The 16,009-nt window shown below is 40.6% G+C and carries 16 protein-coding genes and 2 tRNA genes; 3 read left to right on the top strand and 15 right to left on the bottom strand.

Annotated features, from left to right (window positions below; genetic code table 11):
- Positions 1-5: 5 nt before the first annotated feature.
- Genes FXV77_RS21010 through FXV77_RS20985 form a run of 6 tightly spaced genes read right to left on the bottom strand, consistent with a single transcriptional unit; the run spans position 6 to position 7,256 of the window.
- Positions 6-1,688: a GMC oxidoreductase gene (locus tag FXV77_RS21010; RefSeq protein ID WP_148921212.1), complete on the bottom strand. Its 1,683-nt coding sequence runs from the start codon at positions 1,686-1,688 to the stop codon at positions 6-8.
- 27 nt (positions 1,689-1,715) lie between these two features.
- Positions 1,716-2,960, bottom strand: a complete 1,245-nt coding sequence (locus tag FXV77_RS21005) for an MFS transporter (RefSeq protein WP_148921211.1) — start codon at positions 2,958-2,960, stop codon at positions 1,716-1,718.
- A 59-nt stretch (positions 2,961-3,019) separates the two neighbouring features.
- Entirely contained in the window at positions 3,020-3,931 is a 912-nt protein-coding gene (locus FXV77_RS21000; RefSeq protein ID WP_148921210.1) for a hydroxypyruvate isomerase family protein, read from the bottom strand.
- 18 nt (positions 3,932-3,949) lie between these two features.
- Positions 3,950-4,936 carry an FAD:protein FMN transferase gene (locus tag FXV77_RS20995; RefSeq protein WP_148921209.1) on the bottom strand — a complete coding sequence of 329 codons (987 nt, stop codon included), beginning with the start codon at positions 4,934-4,936 and terminating at the stop codon, positions 3,950-3,952.
- A gap of 3 nt (positions 4,937-4,939) precedes the next feature.
- Positions 4,940-6,253 carry a Gfo/Idh/MocA family oxidoreductase gene (locus FXV77_RS20990; protein WP_148921208.1) on the bottom strand — a complete coding sequence of 438 codons (1,314 nt, stop codon included), beginning with the start codon at positions 6,251-6,253 and terminating at the stop codon, positions 4,940-4,942.
- A 25-nt stretch (positions 6,254-6,278) separates the two neighbouring features.
- Positions 6,279-7,256 carry a formylglycine-generating enzyme family protein gene (locus FXV77_RS20985; RefSeq protein WP_246162548.1) on the bottom strand — a complete coding sequence of 326 codons (978 nt, stop codon included), beginning with the start codon at positions 7,254-7,256 and terminating at the stop codon, positions 6,279-6,281.
- A gap of 226 nt (positions 7,257-7,482) precedes the next feature.
- Between FXV77_RS20985 and FXV77_RS20980 the strand changes: the two genes are divergently transcribed.
- Positions 7,483-8,616: an acyloxyacyl hydrolase gene (locus FXV77_RS20980; protein ID WP_246162547.1), complete on the top strand. Its 1,134-nt coding sequence runs from the start codon at positions 7,483-7,485 to the stop codon at positions 8,614-8,616.
- Between the two features lie 12 nt (positions 8,617-8,628).
- Here FXV77_RS20980 and FXV77_RS20975 read toward each other — a convergent pair whose 3' ends face one another.
- The 5 genes from FXV77_RS20975 to FXV77_RS20955 form a co-directional block, all read right to left on the bottom strand.
- On the bottom strand, positions 8,629-9,228 hold the full coding sequence (locus tag FXV77_RS20975; protein WP_148921207.1) for a hypothetical protein: 600 nt from the start codon (positions 9,226-9,228) through the stop codon (positions 8,629-8,631).
- A 10-nt stretch (positions 9,229-9,238) separates the two neighbouring features.
- Positions 9,239-10,000, bottom strand: a complete 762-nt coding sequence (locus FXV77_RS20970; protein WP_148921206.1) for a hypothetical protein — start codon at positions 9,998-10,000, stop codon at positions 9,239-9,241.
- A 33-nt stretch (positions 10,001-10,033) separates the two neighbouring features.
- Positions 10,034-10,876: an orotidine-5'-phosphate decarboxylase gene (pyrF, locus tag FXV77_RS20965; RefSeq protein WP_148921205.1), complete on the bottom strand. Its 843-nt coding sequence runs from the start codon at positions 10,874-10,876 to the stop codon at positions 10,034-10,036.
- 2 nt (positions 10,877-10,878) lie between these two features.
- Complete coding sequence (locus FXV77_RS20960; RefSeq protein WP_148921204.1) at positions 10,879-11,484, bottom strand: TlpA family protein disulfide reductase; 606 nt, start codon at positions 11,482-11,484, stop codon at positions 10,879-10,881.
- Positions 11,485-11,562: 78 nt separating this feature from the next.
- Positions 11,563-12,306 (bottom strand): RluA family pseudouridine synthase, encoded by a 744-nt coding sequence (locus FXV77_RS20955; protein ID WP_148921203.1) that lies wholly within the window; start codon positions 12,304-12,306, stop codon positions 11,563-11,565.
- Between the two features lie 81 nt (positions 12,307-12,387).
- On the opposite strand from FXV77_RS20955, the gene panB reads away from it, so the two are divergent.
- Both panB and FXV77_RS20945 read left to right on the top strand, forming a co-directional pair.
- Entirely contained in the window at positions 12,388-13,203 is an 816-nt protein-coding gene (gene panB, locus FXV77_RS20950; protein WP_148921202.1) for a 3-methyl-2-oxobutanoate hydroxymethyltransferase, read from the top strand.
- 27 nt (positions 13,204-13,230) lie between these two features.
- On the top strand, positions 13,231-13,842 hold the full coding sequence (locus FXV77_RS20945; RefSeq protein ID WP_148921201.1) for a hypothetical protein: 612 nt from the start codon (positions 13,231-13,233) through the stop codon (positions 13,840-13,842).
- Positions 13,843-13,847: 5 nt separating this feature from the next.
- Here FXV77_RS20945 and obgE read toward each other — a convergent pair whose 3' ends face one another.
- From obgE to FXV77_RS20925, 4 genes are all read right to left on the bottom strand, one after another.
- Complete coding sequence (obgE, locus tag FXV77_RS20940; RefSeq protein ID WP_148921200.1) at positions 13,848-14,846, bottom strand: GTPase ObgE; 999 nt, start codon at positions 14,844-14,846, stop codon at positions 13,848-13,850.
- 33 nt (positions 14,847-14,879) lie between these two features.
- On the bottom strand, positions 14,880-15,449 hold the full coding sequence (locus FXV77_RS20935; RefSeq protein WP_148921199.1) for an adenylate kinase: 570 nt from the start codon (positions 15,447-15,449) through the stop codon (positions 14,880-14,882).
- Between the two features lie 61 nt (positions 15,450-15,510).
- Positions 15,511-15,584: transfer RNA gene (locus FXV77_RS20930), tRNA-Arg, on the bottom strand.
- A 212-nt stretch (positions 15,585-15,796) separates the two neighbouring features.
- A tRNA-Thr gene (locus tag FXV77_RS20925) sits at positions 15,797-15,869 on the bottom strand.
- Between the last annotated feature and the right edge of the window lie 140 nt (positions 15,870-16,009).

Raw genomic sequence — 16,009 nt, 5'->3', positions numbered from 1 at the left:
CTAAGTTATAGATTTCCTTTCTTAAGTTCGCTAACAGCGAAATCCACGGCACGCGCCGTTAAAGCCATATAGGTCAATGATGGATTCACACAAGCAGCGGATGCCATCGCAGCACCGTCTGTTACAAAGACGTTTTTCGCATCCCACACTTGGTTATGTTTATTCAACACGGAGTTTTTCGATTCAGTTCCCATACGAGCCGTTCCCATTTCGTGGATTCCTTGACCGAAACCATAGGTGTTATCGTAGGTTCTAACATTTTTAACGCCAATTTTCTCCAACATCTCCTTCATCTCATCCATCATATCCGGACGCATTTTCCACTCATTCTCCTTAATTTCCATATCCATAGCCAACACCGGTAATCCCCATTTATCTTTCTTATCTTTATCTAAGTAGATTCTATTTTCATGATATGGTAAGATTTCACCAAATGCGCCAAATCCTATGCTCCAGTTTCCCGGTTCTAACATTGCATCTTTCCAATCACCACCAACGCTCATTTCAGCAACTTCACCTTGCCATCTACCACGACTTGCCGCACCTTGGTAACCGAAGCCGCGAACGTAATCACGTTTTTTATCATCACCCGGTACATTTACGAATCTAGGCACATATAGTCCTGTTGGACGTCGCCCAAAGATATATTTATCTTCATAGCCCTCTACAGTACCACTTGCACCACAACGAAAATGGTGATCCATAGCATTATGACCAAGTTCGCCTGAACTACTTCCTAAACCACCTTCCCAAACATCAGTAGCCGAGTTCATCAATACCCACGTTGAATTGAATGCCGAAGCACATACGAAGATGACTTTGGCGTGAAACTCATAGGTTTGGTTTGTCTCTGCATCAACAATCTCCACTCCTGTCGCTTTTTGAGTATCCTTATCGTACAGAATACGTGTTACGATAGAGAACGGACGAAGCGTCAAATTGCCTGTTGCCATTGCTGGTGGTAAGGTTGACGACTGTGTACTGAAATATGCACCAAAGTTACACCCTAGTGAACATTGATTCTGGTACTGACAGTTAACCCGTCCTGGAAGGGGTTTCGTGATATTGGCTGTACGGCCCATGATAAAATGGCGGTTTCCACCGTATTCTTTTTTTAGACGTGCCGCCAAATCTTTCTCTACGATGTTAAAATCCATCGGCGGCAAGAAATCTCCGTCCGGTAATACATCCAGTCCGTCTCGATTACCAGAAATACCTGCCCATTTTTCAGCATAACTGTACCAAGGTGCAATATCCGCATACCGGATTGGCCAGTCTGTACCATGTCCGTCTTTTATATTTGCCTCAAAATCTAAATCGGAGAAACGATAACTCTGACGTCCCCACATAAGCGAACGACCACCTACATGATAACCACGGTACCAATCAAATCGCTTAACTTCTGTATAGGGACTTTCTTGTTCATTTACCCAAAAATCAAGGTTTTTCTCATTTAGCGGATAATCTCGTTTCAATACGGGATAATCTTTTTCCATTTGCTTGGTACGCCCTCCTCTATGCGGATATTCCCAAGTGTGTTTGTTTGCGTGATAGTCTTTTACATGCTCAACATTCCGTCCACGCTCCAGCATAATCGTTTTCAGTCCTTTCTCTGTCAACTCTTTCGCAGCCCAACCACCACTGATGCCTGATCCGATGACAATTGCATCATAAACATTATCTGCCATACCTTTTCTATTTTTTTAATTTGTTTTTTATACTGTTTTACTCTCTATCTTTTCATTTTTAAATAGAATCATGAATAAGATCATGACAACAAATGCAATACCAGCTGGCACAATCCATGTTTGTTGCCAGAACGCAGCTACATCTGTTTCTTTTATACTTTGGTATTTATCTCCTATAAAGCCTGCAACCCAAAAACCTATTAGTTGCCCGATACCGTAAGTTGCTAAGGTAATCAATCCTTGAGCAGCACTTTTATATTTTACTCCCGCTTTGCTATCGGTATAAATTTGTCCCGATACAAAGAAGAAATCGTAGCATATACCATGCAAAGCGATGCCGATAATTAACATGAATGACAAATCTCCAGCATTTCCGTATGCGAATAAGAGATAACGTATCACCCATGCCAACATACCGATTAGAATGGTCTTCTTAAAACCAAAACGCACAAACAATACGGGTAACAATAACAAGAATACGGCTTCCGAAACCTGTCCGATTGCCATTTTTCCCGTTGCATTTGATAAACCAATTTCTACCAAAAATGGATTGGCATTGGAATAATAAAAAGCTAAGGGTATGCATATTAAAATAGATGAAATAAAGAAAATCAAAAAGTTTCTATCTTTCAATAGCTTTACAGCGTCTAATCCGATGATAGAAGCAAATGAAGGTTTTTCAGTTGAATCCACTTTTATCGGAGGTGTTTTGGGCAAGGTAAAAGAGAACAACCCTAATACCGCCGATGCAATACCTGCCATCAAAAACGTATTTCGCAAAGCCCCCTCTTGCGCTCCTTCTGGCGAATCCCATTGGAATAAGAAGCTAATAGCCAAACCAGCTATAATCCATCCGATTGTACCCCAAACGCGAATGCTTGAAAATTGAGTCTCAGGATTTGTTAGTTGTCTGAAAGAAACCGAGTTTACTAACGCTAACGTAGGCATATAAATAATCATATACGCCAAAACGTAAGGATAAAAAGTAGCAATATCGGTCGCTTTGTACATTTGGAACATCAAAACTGCACCGATTAAATGTAATATAGCTAGAATTCTTTCCGCGTTAAAATATCGGTCTGCAATCATACCGATAATAAAAGGTGCAATAATAGCGCCTAGTGATTGCGTCGAAAATACGTTGGAAATCTGAAAGGGTTCTGCTTGTAAGTTTTGAATCAGGAAAGTTCCTAACGTTACGAACCATGCCCCCCAAATAAAAAATTCGAGGAACATCATAAAAGACAATTTAAATCTTATGGATGTTGACATCTGATAATAGGTTTATTTTGTATAAATATATTACTTCTCCTTTATATTATATAATGTGCTTAAAAATTGTCTACCTCCCGATAGGCATCGACCAAAGCCTTCTCTCCCTCCACACCAGATTTTGACATACCATGTTCCATTCCTACAATACCTGTATATCCTTTTTCTTTCAACCATTTGAACACATTTTTGAAATTAATCTCGCCTGTAGTAGGCTCTTTTCGTCCTGGATTGTCTCCTACTTGAATATAAGCAATTTCACTCCAACACATATTTATGAGATTGATAAGATTGCCCTCATTTTTTTGTTGGTGGTAAGCATCATATAAAATTTTACAAGACGGGCTGGCTACTGCCTTACAAATCTCATAGGTTTGATCGGTAAAGCGAAGAAATAAATCCGGGGTATCGCTTAGAGGCTCTAATACCATGGTAATGCCATGCGGTTCGAAAATCTCAGCGCCACGTTTTAACCCTTCGATCACATTAGCTGTTTGCACACCTATGGGCAAATTACGTTGATAGTCGCCCGGAACAACCGTTACCCATTTAGCATTTACACGTTTTGCTACTTCCACAGATTCTCTACATCCTTTCAAGAAAATATCAATATGTTCCTGTTTCCCAGCAGCCAACGTATTGGCTCCGTTTCCTCCTTTTGGCACAACAAACACGCCCATGCGCATACCTAATTTTGCCAAGGTCTCTCCTATCTTGGTTTGTTCTTCTACCGGTCGGGTTGGTAAACCATTATCTTCGATACTACGGAAGCCCAACTCGTGCATGTACTTAATTTCGTCCACAAAGTTTTTACCGGCAGTCGCCGAAAACATACCTTGATGTGGGGCATAATCCAATTGGAAGGCCGCGCCTTCTTTATTTAGTTTCGTTGTTGCCATCGTTTCATTTCCTAAAAGTGTTGCACTTCCGATAAGCGCCGCACCACTTTTTATAAAATCTCCTCGTTTCATTATATTAAATTTAATCGGTTAATTATTCTTTACGTATCGGTGAAAGCCTGCTGAAAATGCTTCTTTAAACCCGGCGTTATCCTTATAAATAATATAGATTTCGATGTCTTCAAGCTTGTTTGCTAGATTTACACCATCTTCTGGCGTCATGGCCATAAATACATTGTCGTAACCATCTGCATCCATCGCAGTAGGTGCTATAACCGTAACACTAGCCACATTATTTTGTATCGGATAGCCGTCATGCGGATTTATATGGTGATGAATACGACGTCCTTCTAAATCAAATGCTCGTCTATAATTTCCAGATGTAGTCACCGCCTTATCCGTTAATTGCAACACAACATTTGAATACTTTGCATTCTGCGGACTTTCGATAGCAATCTCAAAAGGAACGTTAACGTCCTTATAACCTTTTACTTTTATTTCCCCACCTAATTCAACCAAATAGCTTTCAATACCCCTGCTGTCCAGGAATTGAGAAATAACATCCACGGAATATCCCTGTGCTATTCCATTTAGATCTACTTGTACTCTTCTATCTTTCTTAATTAGTGTATTGCCATCTAAGACAAGTTTATCCATTCCCACAAACTGCAATATGCTGTCAATGGTCTGCGGTTGAGGAAGCGTAAGAATACGATTGGGGCCAAATCCCCATATGCCTACAAGAGGCATTACGGTGATGTCAAAAGCTCCATTTGACATACGGTTCAAATCAAACGAACGTCGTACTACATTCGCCATGTGGTCGTCCAATTCTACGCTTTTGTCTTCCTTGTTAAAAGCCGATATAAGGGATTGATTATCATATAGCGACATAGATTGGTCAATGACGTTCAACACACTATCTATCTCTATTTTAGAAACGATAGAATTTGGCGCATAGTATTGGATACGATAAGATGTACCCTGCGCTTGTCCATCAATAAGAAATTTAGGTTGTTGAGCGTAAGCTAAACAACCTAAGGATATTAAATATAATATGCATATACCTTTTAACACGCTCTAGATATAAAGTTCCGTGTTTTTCCCAGGAATAGCGTAAGGGTATTCCCCATTTTCATTCGGAACGATTTTAGGCAATGCATCCCAAGCGTATATGTCGGGAGATAAATCAACTGCTGAAGTTATGGCCTCATCCCATTTAATTACTTTACCTGTATAACAGGCTATACGGCCGATGATACCCGTGAGCGTACTATATGCCCCATGTTGTGTGTCGTCAAAAGCGTATTCATTTTTCGCTATCGCCGCAAACAGCTCTTTATGTTCCTGTCGATAGGCATTTGGATTCCCTTTGGGATCATGCCGGTATATCTCGTTCCCTTTAGCATCCCACAATATTGCTTGGTTTCCCGCCGAAAGGTAAGCACGACCACTTGTCGCCTGAAAGGTTTCGTCTACTCGATTGGACACACCCTCAAAATGCCTACATTGGCTATATACCACAGCACCGTCATCATATGTGAGTTCAATGGCGAAATTATCATAGATCTCCCCATAATCCTTACCTGTACGATGTGCTCGACTACCCGTACCTTGAATAGCAACAGGATACTTTCCTTTCACCCAATTGGCGATGTCGATATTATGAACATGTTGTTCGACAATGTGGTCGCCACAAAGCCAATTGAAATAAAACCAATTCCGCATCTGATATTCCATTTCGGTTTGTTCTGGCTTGCGGGGGCGAACCCATACCCCGCCGCTGTTCCAGTAAACCTGACCGGAAACCACATCTCCGATAGCGCCATCTTGTATGCGTTTAATTGCTTCCCTATAATTGGTTTGGTAACGGCGTTGCAAACCCACGACTACATTTAATTTTTTCTTTTTGGCTTCCTCCGCTGCAGCGAGCACCTTCCTTATACCCGGAATATCAACTGCAACGGGCTTCTCCATAAAAATATGTTTGCCGGCCTTTACAGCCTCCTCAAAATGTATAGGACGAAATCCCGGAGGCGTAGTCAGTAATACGACATCCGCATCCTGAATGGCTGCTTTGTAGGCATCAAAACCAACGTATTTACGACTGTCTGGCACGTCCACTTTATCCCCAAACTTTTCCTTTATGGTTTGGTAAGTTTTTTCTAAATTATCTTGAAAGGCATCCGCCATTGCGACCAATTTAATGTTTTGCCCGGAAGCAAAAGCATCAAATGTAGCGCCGGTACCACGTCCGCCACAGCCAATCAATGCAATCTTGATAACATCGCTCCCAGCGGCAAACACACTAGATACCGGTATGGACGATAATGCGGCCGCCCCTGTTAGGGCTGATCCCGCTTTAATAAAATCTCTCCTTTTAAAATGTTGCATTAGTTCAGGTATTATAATCTATTTACTAAAAGTCTTTTATAGGTTCTTGATTGTAATAAGCCATGATCTCCTCCTGTGATGGGGGATTTACAGGTCTAACAAGACGCAATCCAACGAATGGTGCTTCTGGAAACCACCAATTGGATTTTGGTATTTGCGGATCTAGCTGCTTCCATATCGGATCAGACGCCATACGAGCGGCAGATCGAAGTTCATCAGCTTGACTATCGAAAGAACCTCCTCTTACACTGTGCGGGTAAAGTTCTGTCGGTACAGCAATCGGGTTTTTCGCTGTTTTACCTTCAAACTGCTTGTAATAATCAGGTACATATTGATCAAATGTCCATTCAGCCACATTTCCCACCATATCGTATAATCCCCAGGCATTTGGTTTTTTCTGTCCGACACGAGCAGTTTTTTCATTACTGTTTGCTGCAAACCAAGCGTATTCAGTTAATTGGTTTGCATCGTCACCAAAAAAATATTCGGATGTAGATCCTGCACGACAGGCATACTCCCACTCAGCTTCCGTAGGCAAACGATAAAACACGCCTGTGCGCGTGTAAAGCCATTTACAAAACTGGATAGCATTATAATGTGTCATCGCCAACGCAGGATGTCCTTCTTTACCCATGCCGAACGTCATATCCAAATACGGTTTTGTAGGACGTGTAACTGCATCAATTGCAGACGCCACTTGACCATCTAACGAAATAGTTTGCTCCAGGTCTTTATATACAAAAGGTTCATATAGATCCCAAGTTACTTCATAAGTTCCCATCCAAAACGGGTCAAGTTCCACTTGATGAACAGGTGTTTCATCTTCTTTATTAGATTTATCACTCCCCATGAGAAATGTTCCTCTAGGGATAGCTTCCATGGAAAATTCCAAATGAGTTCCCTCTACTTTCTGAATGTAACGCTCGTGCTTTTCCTGTGCTTTTGAAAGGAGGTTAGCCACCATGAACGTAAAAATAAACGTACCGTTCTTTACAATTCGCATTATCGTTAATCTAGATTTTTATAAATCGGAACTAAATATAGGAATAATATTGTAAAAAATACACTAAGTCCTTTTTACAACAATCAAGTTACAAAAGAAATATAGTTCGTAAAGCGTTCCCTAAAATCATTAAAATATCTCTGATTCAGGAATAACGGACACATCATAACATCAAAAAAAATAATATCTTTGGCACCAAAATTTTATTACTTTTTAAAAAACGGTATTGGAAAAAGTATTTTTCACATTGGCGTTATTGATGGCTAATTTAAATCTTTACGCACAACGAGATTCTATCCCACTGGAACAACCGGTAAAGAATTCGCTTATTATAGAGTTGGAGACGGAAAACGGTGGGATATTGGCAGCAAAGGATATACGACGCACTACTTTTGAAAGCGCTTATTATAATGGTGTTAATTTAAAAATAGGCTGGAAAATACAAAAATCAGACGACCCATACTTTGCCCTATACAACAATCCTATATACGGAATAGGTTTTTATAGTAGTACATTTAATACCGATATTATTGGCAGCCCTTATGCTATATATGGATTTATGCAATCTCCGTTTGGAAACTTAAGGAATAAACGTTGGGGCTTTGATTATCGCATAGGACTCGGTATTTCCGGTAACTTTAGACCCTACGACCCAGAAACTAATCCATTGAATGTTGTCATCGGCGCAAAGAACAATGTTTTTATTGATTTTGGTATCCGGAGTCAATATAAAATCAATCCCAATTGGCGTGTTGGACTGGGGTTAGCCTATCACCACTTCTCCAATGGTGCTCTTAGATTGCCTAACAAAGGTGTTAATCTGGTTCCAATTACAGCTTCTATTACGTATCAACCCAATGGCCAGACCGTTCTTCCCGACAAGAGCAAGATAGGTCCCTATAGCAATAAAATACTATATCACATTAATTATGGAGCCGGTTGGAAACAACTGGACAAAGACAAAGATGAGCGTTTTTTTAAGACCACATTAAGCGCTTACGCCAGTAAGCATGTATCACATAAATGGAGAATGGGCGGTGGACTCGATTTATTCTACTCTGCTTCGGGCAACTATGATGAAATTGCCGGAGACGATAGCGGTAAATTAAGCGCTAAGTTATCCGGGGGGCCATCTTTTTATTTAGTACATGTATTAACTCGTAATCTCGTACTGAATGGAAACGTGGGGTATTATATTCATAAACGAAGTTTCAACGGCGAAATAAATCCTATCTTTTTACGAGCAGGTGGCCGGTATTATGTTTACAAAGACTTTAACGCCGGTATTTCTATCAAAGCCCATAAAGGTAAGGCTGATTTCATCGAATGGACGGTGGGATATACGTTTAATAGGGATTAGTAATGTAGTATCCTACATTACTAATTTCCCAATGCTTTTCGCCAGATTTCTATCCACGGTAATATATCCCGGATAGTAAATATTACTATTTCCGATTTTAATAGATGGTTTTATTTTGAGAACAAGAAAACCTTCTCCTTTTTTGGTAAAAAGTTCATTTAGCACGCTCTCCACGCCTTTTTCCTTGGCTGTGCCAAAGATATTCGCTTTAAAGGTTAAGGGAACTACGGTACTCTCTCCTGTTCCTAAATGAAGATTTTCATCCACCGTTCCTTCAAAAAGTGGTTTCCCTTGAATCTCAATTAAGTACTTAAAGGAATTAATTTTAGTTGTCGTTGTCGTGGGATTACTGACTTTCATATTTATTTGTGCTTCCAAAGGAAGATTTTGACTTAGCATAGCCATGGCTATTCCCGGAAGGGAAGCTAAATTTACCCCATCTTTTCCCGTATAACTGTCCATGTCCTTGCCGGCCAAACGGATATCCTGAAGGGACTCAACCGTATAATCACATTTGGCCAGTGCATCAATTTGCTTTTTATTGACGGCACATCCACTCCATAATAATCCTATGACTACCATGCATAGGATACTGATATTCTTTCTTTTCATATCTAATTTATTACTTTCTTTTATTTCTTTTCCCGCCAAAATTGTATGTCAATCCTAATGTAAATACAGCATTTCCTGCTTTCAAGTAGGTGTTGTCCACCACATTAAAATTAAAGCCGTTCGTATACTGTATCTGAAAACCTCTGTTCAACTCCATGCGTGTATAAAAAAGAGGTTCGATAAACAAGGCCTCTTCCGTTGGACTAGCCAAATCGTTAATTGTAAAATCCTGCATAGCCACACGGCTGGCACGGATAGCGGTTCCATAATTTAACTCGCGTGGCTTACCGAATAGATTTAGTTTCTGTCTTCGTGTGGATGAGTAATTTACTTGAACAAAAATTTTATCAAAATCCGTTACCCTTGTTTCTACCGGCATCATGCCTGTTGTAGAAGCCCGGCGATCAATTTCTGTCGAAGATCCGATACCGTAACCGGCATATACTTCCAGGATTTGCCTTTTTTCCTTACCGATCCGGGTGAAATAACCAAGGCCACCTTCTAACAAATGTTGTCTAAATAATTCATTTGTATTATTGTTACCGGCTTGGTCAATGTAGGAACCATTTGCTATGATAGCTATATGATTTCCTACGGCGACGCCTACACTCCCACTTAAGTTTCCTTTGATATTGGCATGAGCGGCTGCATGCACCTCTCCTTTTCCCTGAAACATAGGTGTTGCCGGCACGTTGGGCATATATATCGAGCTACAAGAAGCGAAAAGAAATGCTAGAGGCAAAATGATGACAGATACAAATCGGATATACATAAGTCGTTGTTCTTATGCTCTAGCAATAAGTAATTATTGTGCCAAAATTATTTCAGCTCTTTCTAACTCTATCTGCATCTCCTTTTGTAACTTCAATGCTTCCTCGCGTGCCCGCTCCGCAAAATCCTCTCCATCAGATGCATATATAACGCCACGGGTGCTGTTTACCAACAGACCACATTCTTTATTCATACCGTATTGGCACACCTCTTGTAAAGAACCTCCCTGCGCACCAACACCCGGTACAAGCAGAAAATGATCCGGAACATGTTGTCGCACTTTCAAGAATCCTTCCCCACGGGTTGCTCCCACCACAAACATCGTATTTTCCGGCGAGCCCCATTCTTTTACTTTATCCAATACATATTCAAACAATTCCACACCCGAGGCATTGGTAAAGTTTTGGAAATCTTTACTGCCGGGATTGGATGTCAATGCTAAGACAATAGACCATTTATCAGGAATATCCAGAAATGGAATGACAGAATCATGGCCCATATAAGGAGCTATGGTAATAGCATCAAATCCTAGCCCTGATATTTCTTGGTCAAAGAATGCCTTTGCATATCGGGTAGAAGTATTGCCAATATCACCCCGCTTGGCATCAGCAATGCTCAAACAGTTTTTGGGCAGGATTTCCCAAGTTTTTTGTAACGATTGCCATCCTTTTGCGCCGTAACATTCATAAAAGGCGATATTAGGCTTATATGCCACACAAAGATCCTCTGTTGCCTCAATAATGGCTTTATTAAAAGAAAAGATAGGATCTTCGTCGTCTAACAGGTGGGTAGGTATCTTGGTCATATCGGTGTCCAATCCTACACACAAAAAGCTTTTTTTTATTTTAATTTGCTCAACTAACGCTGCTCTAGTCATGCTTATTGATGGGTTAATTCTGTAATAAAGTCGGATACCTCTGTGCGAGAATAATCCGCCATGCCTTCATGCTGCGCAGCAATCTTTCCTGTTTTATCCAAAATAACTGTCGTGGGGATAGCTCCCCCCAACCATTCGCCCGGAATTTGACTCTCTGGATAATAAATAGGTAGGTCCATATTGCCTTGTTGCATAAAACCGCGTGCTTTTTCTTTTTCGCCTTCGATTTCGACGATGAGGAAAGCTACTTGGTCGTTATCCTTAAATTTATCTTTCAACACTTGGATAGAAGGCATTTCCGCTTTACAAGGAGGACACCAGGTTGCCCAAAAATTCAAGAAGACAACCTTCCCTTTTAAATCCGGTATATTTACTACTTCTCCGTTATCGTCTGAAAAAGCAACCCCCGCATAATTGCTACTCGAGGGTACTTCAATTTCTCCATGCTGATCAGGTATTTCTTCCGGTTTTTCCAATTTAGGCTTAAATAAGCCAATTTTCATCAATCCCTGTTGCACCCATGTGCGCCCACTCGGCAGGATCAATAAAATAATCAACCCCACAAATACGATATTACTAACTATCTTCCAAACTTTCTTCTTATTCATTTTATCTAGATTTGTGAGACGTATTGACTCCGTCTCTGTATCATTACATCGTGTAAAGCAACTGTAAAGGGTTCTCCATTAGCTATCAAACTTTTCCAGTAGTTTTAACAAGGTAGCAAAATCTTTCGGATATGGTGCTTCAAAATGATATTCTTTTCCTTCAATAGAAAAGCGGATTTGATGCGCATGTAAGGCAAAACGTTTCATAATCGGTTGTTCCTCCTCTCCTTTTGTCATCGTAAAACCTCTTTTCTTGATCTGCGACAAATAAACCGGTTTGCCTTTATACATCTCATCACCCACAATAGCCGCCCGCTGGGTAGCCAGATGGATACGGATCTGGTGCATACGGCCGGTAATCGGTTTACACTCAACCAGTGTAAAATGTCGGAAGTATCGGATGGAATTAAAAATAGTTTCAGCCGGTTTCCCATTAGCGCGATCGATGGAAACATTTTTATTCCCTTGGTTCAGAATAGGTAAATCTACCGACAGGTTTGCAAATGTATGTGTACCACTGATAATGGCATGGTATATTTTATCTACGCGCCTGCGTTCAAACTCGATAGAAACCAAACGATATGTTTCGGGATTCTTCGCCAATAAAAGTAGGCCGGAAGTATCTTTGTCCAAGCGGTGGCACACTTGGGCATCCGGGTGGTATTTTTTTGCAAGGCGTAAAATATTCACCTCATCTCCGCTCCTGTTATCTAACGAAGCTACAAATGGCGGTTTATTAATGACAATGAGGTTATCGTCCTCAAAAATGATCAGATCTTGAAATTTCGGAAATTTAAATAAACGATTGTCGCTTTTTTGCATAAACGCAAAAATACAGAAATACCTTTAACATCCTCGACTTCTATAACTTTTTATTAGCTTTGTCTCATCAAACTACAAGCAATGTCAGTAAATAAAATAATCAAACGAGTAACCACGAACACCATTTTGGCGATGAAAGCAAATGGTGAAAAAGTGAGTATGCTCACAGCATATGATTACTCTACTGCACGCGCATTAGACGAAGCGGGTATCGACGTTTTATTGGTTGGGGATTCTGCAGCAAATGTTTTTGCAGGATACGAAACCACGTTACCTATCACTTTAGATCACATGATATATCACGCCAGTGCGGTAGCAAGGGGTGCAAAACGTGCATTGGTATTGGTTGATCTTCCCTTTGGTGAATACCAGGGCACACCAGAAGATGCTTTCAAGTCGGCTGTTCGGATAATGAAAGAATCAGGTGCTCACGCGTTGAAACTGGAAGGTGGTATCGAGATTTTGGACAATATTAAGAAGATTATCGATGCGGGTATTCCTGTTTGTGGACATTTAGGTCTTACACCGCAATCCATTAATAAATTTGGTACATTCGGCGTTCGGGCACAAGAGGAAGCCGAAGCAGAGAAACTGAAGTCGGATGCGTTGGCTCTTCAAGAAATAGGTTGCTTTGCTATTGTACTGGAAAAAATACCGGCAAAACTTGCTAAAGAAGTCAGTGAATCACTTTCCATCCCTACCGTTGGTATCGGTGCAGGAAATGGGTGCGACGGACAAGTACTAGTGGTTAATGATATGCTTGGGTTTACCAAAGATTTCAAACCGAAGTTCTTGAGACGTTATATGGAAATGTACAGTGGTATCGTGGAAGCGGCGACAAAATACGCTACAGACGTGAAATCCGGAAACTATCCCAATGAATCCGAGCAATACTAAGAGGTTACGGTTTTCCAAGATAAGGAAATGAAGATATTTATTATTATCGCGCTAGTCGGACTTCTGGTATATCTTATTGCCAGAAGGTTTATGCTGACAAATACAGGCAGTGCGTCCATTGTCAGAGCCGGCCAGCGTCAACATTTTGTCGTAATAGATACTTCGCCTCAACTTATCAGACGTGTAACAAAAAGTACATTGCGTACGGTTGGGATAGGCTTATTACTCCTGTTGGTCGCGTTAGTTTTGGGAATGAAAATCAAAATACTCTGGATCCTTATTCCCTTAAGCCTTTACCTCATTGGTCAGTTTTTTGTTTACACTAATCATATTAAATATACTAAGGATCAGCGTATTTACTTTAATCCCGAGACTTACGAAGTCTTAGTCGACTACATAAAAGATCAGCCATTGTCTTTTAATTTAATGCGGGATATCGTGAGCGTATCCGAAATAAAATCGGTTCAGAAAAATCGGGATACGCTGTTTGGTTATTACAAGCTTCGTTTAAAAAAAGACACGGTTGTTATACCCTATTTAATTGAGCAAAACGAAAGCGCCATGAACCGACAGTTTTTCACCTATCTTAACGAAAACTTTAAGATTGAGGTGGAAAGCAAGTTATTTCCTATTATTTGACGATATCAATCGTTAATCGCTTTCCAAATCATGTCTTTCAGCTGTTGGATGTTTTTACCCGACACGGACGATATAAATATCGAAGGTATTGCTTTTGGTAATGTTGCCGCCATCTCTGCTTCGAGCTCATCATCAAGCATATCTGATTTTGTAATTGCCAATAGGCGCGGCTTATCCACGAGCTCGGAGTTATAGGCAGTTAACTCATTTAGTAGAATCTCATATTCTTCTGCAATACTACGGTCGGTATCGGCCGGAATCATGAATAATAAAACCGCATTACGTTCAATATGACGTAAAAACCTATGGCCTAAACCTTTACCTTGTGAAGCTCCTTCGATAATCCCCGGGATATCCGCCATCACAAATGACCTGCTATCACGATAACCAACAATTCCAAGGTTTGGCACCAATGTGGTAAATGGATAATCTGCGATTTCAGGTTTTGCGGCTGATACGACAGATAACAGCGTGGATTTTCCGGCATTTGGGAAACCGACCAATCCAACATCTGCCAATACTTTTAACTCCAGTATAATCCATTGCTCTTGGCCCGGCATACCCGATTGCGCAAAACGTGGCGTCTGCTGTGTCGCAGATTTAAAATGCCAATTACCCAATCCACCTTTTCCGCCGGGAGTCAATATCTTGATTTCTCCGTCTTCTGTAATATCAAATAGGATCTCACCGGTTTCGGCATCCTTAGCAACCGTTCCTAATGGAACTTCCAGAAATTCATCTTTTCCGTTAGCTCCGGTACGCAATGCACTTAAGCCAGGTCCGCCATTTTCCGCAATGATATGCTTGCGGTATTTTAAATGGAGTAATGTCCAATGTTGTGAAGAACCTTTTAGAATAACATGGCCACCACGTCCACCGTCACCTCCATCTGGTCCGCCTTTGGCGGTAAATTTGTCCCGATGTAAGTGTGCCGAACCGGCTCCTCCGTGCCCCGAGCGACAACACACCTTCACATAATCCACGAAATTTGAGCCCTGAGCCATATCCTATATGCTATTGTTTTTCCCTTTGGAGAATTAATAATTGTCAATAATCGCGGTCAATGACTGGAAAATCGCATCAATATCACCAATACCGTTTACTTTGGACAATTTACCTTGTGCTTCATAATACGGCAATACATGTATGGTTTTATTAAAATATTCTTCGATACGTTTCGTCAATTTATCTGCAGCGTCGTCGGCACGACCAGACATTTCCTGACGTTTCGCGATACGTTGCTTCAATTCTTCTTCGGTTACGTCTAATGCCAAGACACCCGTGATGTGCTCATTAATCGATTCCAGAAATTTATCTAAAGCTTCTGCCTGCGCTACTGTACGAGGAAATCCATCAAAAATAAATCCTTTTGCTTGTGGATTTTTATTAATTTCTTCTTCCAGCATGGCGATGGTAATAGCGTCCGGAACAAGATTACCGTCAGCAATAATTTGACTCACTTGCTGTCCCAAAGCAGTTTGGTCTTTGATATGAGCACGGAAAATATCGCCAGTGGAGATATGAACCAATTGGTATTTTTCAATGAGTTTTTCTGATTGGGTACCTTTCCCTGCACCGGGAGGACCAAATAAGACGAGGTTTAGCATAAGTTGTTATTTTATGTTCAAAAAAAAGCCTAATCCCCGATAAAGAATTAGGCTTTGTTTGTGCGCTCAAAGGGAGTCGAACCCCTAACCTCCTGATCCGTAGTCAGGTGCTCTATCCAGTTAAGCTATGAGCGCGGTAACCATCACATCTTGACATATAGCCCGTTTTGCTTTGGTGATGCAAATATAGGGAAATGGAACGGCTATGCAAATTTTTTTTCTTTTTTGTCGTAAAAGACGATCGCATTTTATTAAAATATCCGAGGGAAGTATGAAGAATTCTAAAAAAATAAACGAAGCGAGTTATAAGATACAAAGAAAGCCCAACCTTCGTTGAGCTTTCTTTGAGCCTCCTATCGGGATCGAACCAATGACCTACTGATTACAAGTCAGTTGCTCTACCAGCTGAGCTAAGGAGGCGTTTAAATCGTTTCCGATTCAGTGATGCAAATATCACAGTTCTATTTTTATTATGCAAATACTTTTTGAAAAAATAAGGTTATATCCGTGATACGGCTTAGAAAAACGACATTTTGACATTATTTTTTATTTTTAAACGA

It is taken from the genome of Sphingobacterium phlebotomi (assembly GCF_008180195.1).
In the GTDB taxonomy this organism is placed as follows: Bacteria; Bacteroidota; Bacteroidia; order Sphingobacteriales; family Sphingobacteriaceae; genus Sphingobacterium; species Sphingobacterium phlebotomi.
Note: the sequence above shows the minus strand (reverse complement) of the source record. Positions and strands in the feature narration are given on the sequence as shown.

Coding starts and splice junctions, on each gene's coding strand:
- obgE (WP_148921200.1), bottom strand. CDS start 14,846: ATGGCTCAGGGCTCAAATTTCGTGGATTATGTGAAGGTGTGTTGTCGC.
- FXV77_RS20985 (WP_246162548.1), bottom strand. CDS start 7,256: ATGCGAATTGTAAAGAACGGTACGTTTATTTTTACGTTCATGGTGGCT.
- FXV77_RS20970 (WP_148921206.1), bottom strand. CDS start 10,000: ATGTATATCCGATTTGTATCTGTCATCATTTTGCCTCTAGCATTTCTT.
- FXV77_RS20960 (WP_148921204.1), bottom strand. CDS start 11,484: ATGAATAAGAAGAAAGTTTGGAAGATAGTTAGTAATATCGTATTTGTG.
- FXV77_RS20935 (WP_148921199.1), bottom strand. CDS start 15,449: ATGCTAAACCTCGTCTTATTTGGTCCTCCCGGTGCAGGGAAAGGTACC.
- FXV77_RS20990 (WP_148921208.1), bottom strand. CDS start 6,253: ATGCAACATTTTAAAAGGAGAGATTTTATTAAAGCGGGATCAGCCCTA.
- FXV77_RS20975 (WP_148921207.1), bottom strand. CDS start 9,228: ATGAAAAGAAAGAATATCAGTATCCTATGCATGGTAGTCATAGGATTA.
- FXV77_RS20955 (WP_148921203.1), bottom strand. CDS start 12,306: ATGCAAAAAAGCGACAATCGTTTATTTAAATTTCCGAAATTTCAAGAT.
- FXV77_RS20945 (WP_148921201.1), top strand. CDS start 13,231: ATGAAGATATTTATTATTATCGCGCTAGTCGGACTTCTGGTATATCTT.
- panB (WP_148921202.1), top strand. CDS start 12,388: ATGTCAGTAAATAAAATAATCAAACGAGTAACCACGAACACCATTTTG.
- FXV77_RS21005 (WP_148921211.1), bottom strand. CDS start 2,960: ATGTCAACATCCATAAGATTTAAATTGTCTTTTATGATGTTCCTCGAA.
- FXV77_RS21010 (WP_148921212.1), bottom strand. CDS start 1,688: ATGGCAGATAATGTTTATGATGCAATTGTCATCGGATCAGGCATCAGT.
- pyrF (WP_148921205.1), bottom strand. CDS start 10,876: ATGACTAGAGCAGCGTTAGTTGAGCAAATTAAAATAAAAAAAAGCTTT.
- FXV77_RS21000 (WP_148921210.1), bottom strand. CDS start 3,931: ATGAAACGAGGAGATTTTATAAAAAGTGGTGCGGCGCTTATCGGAAGT.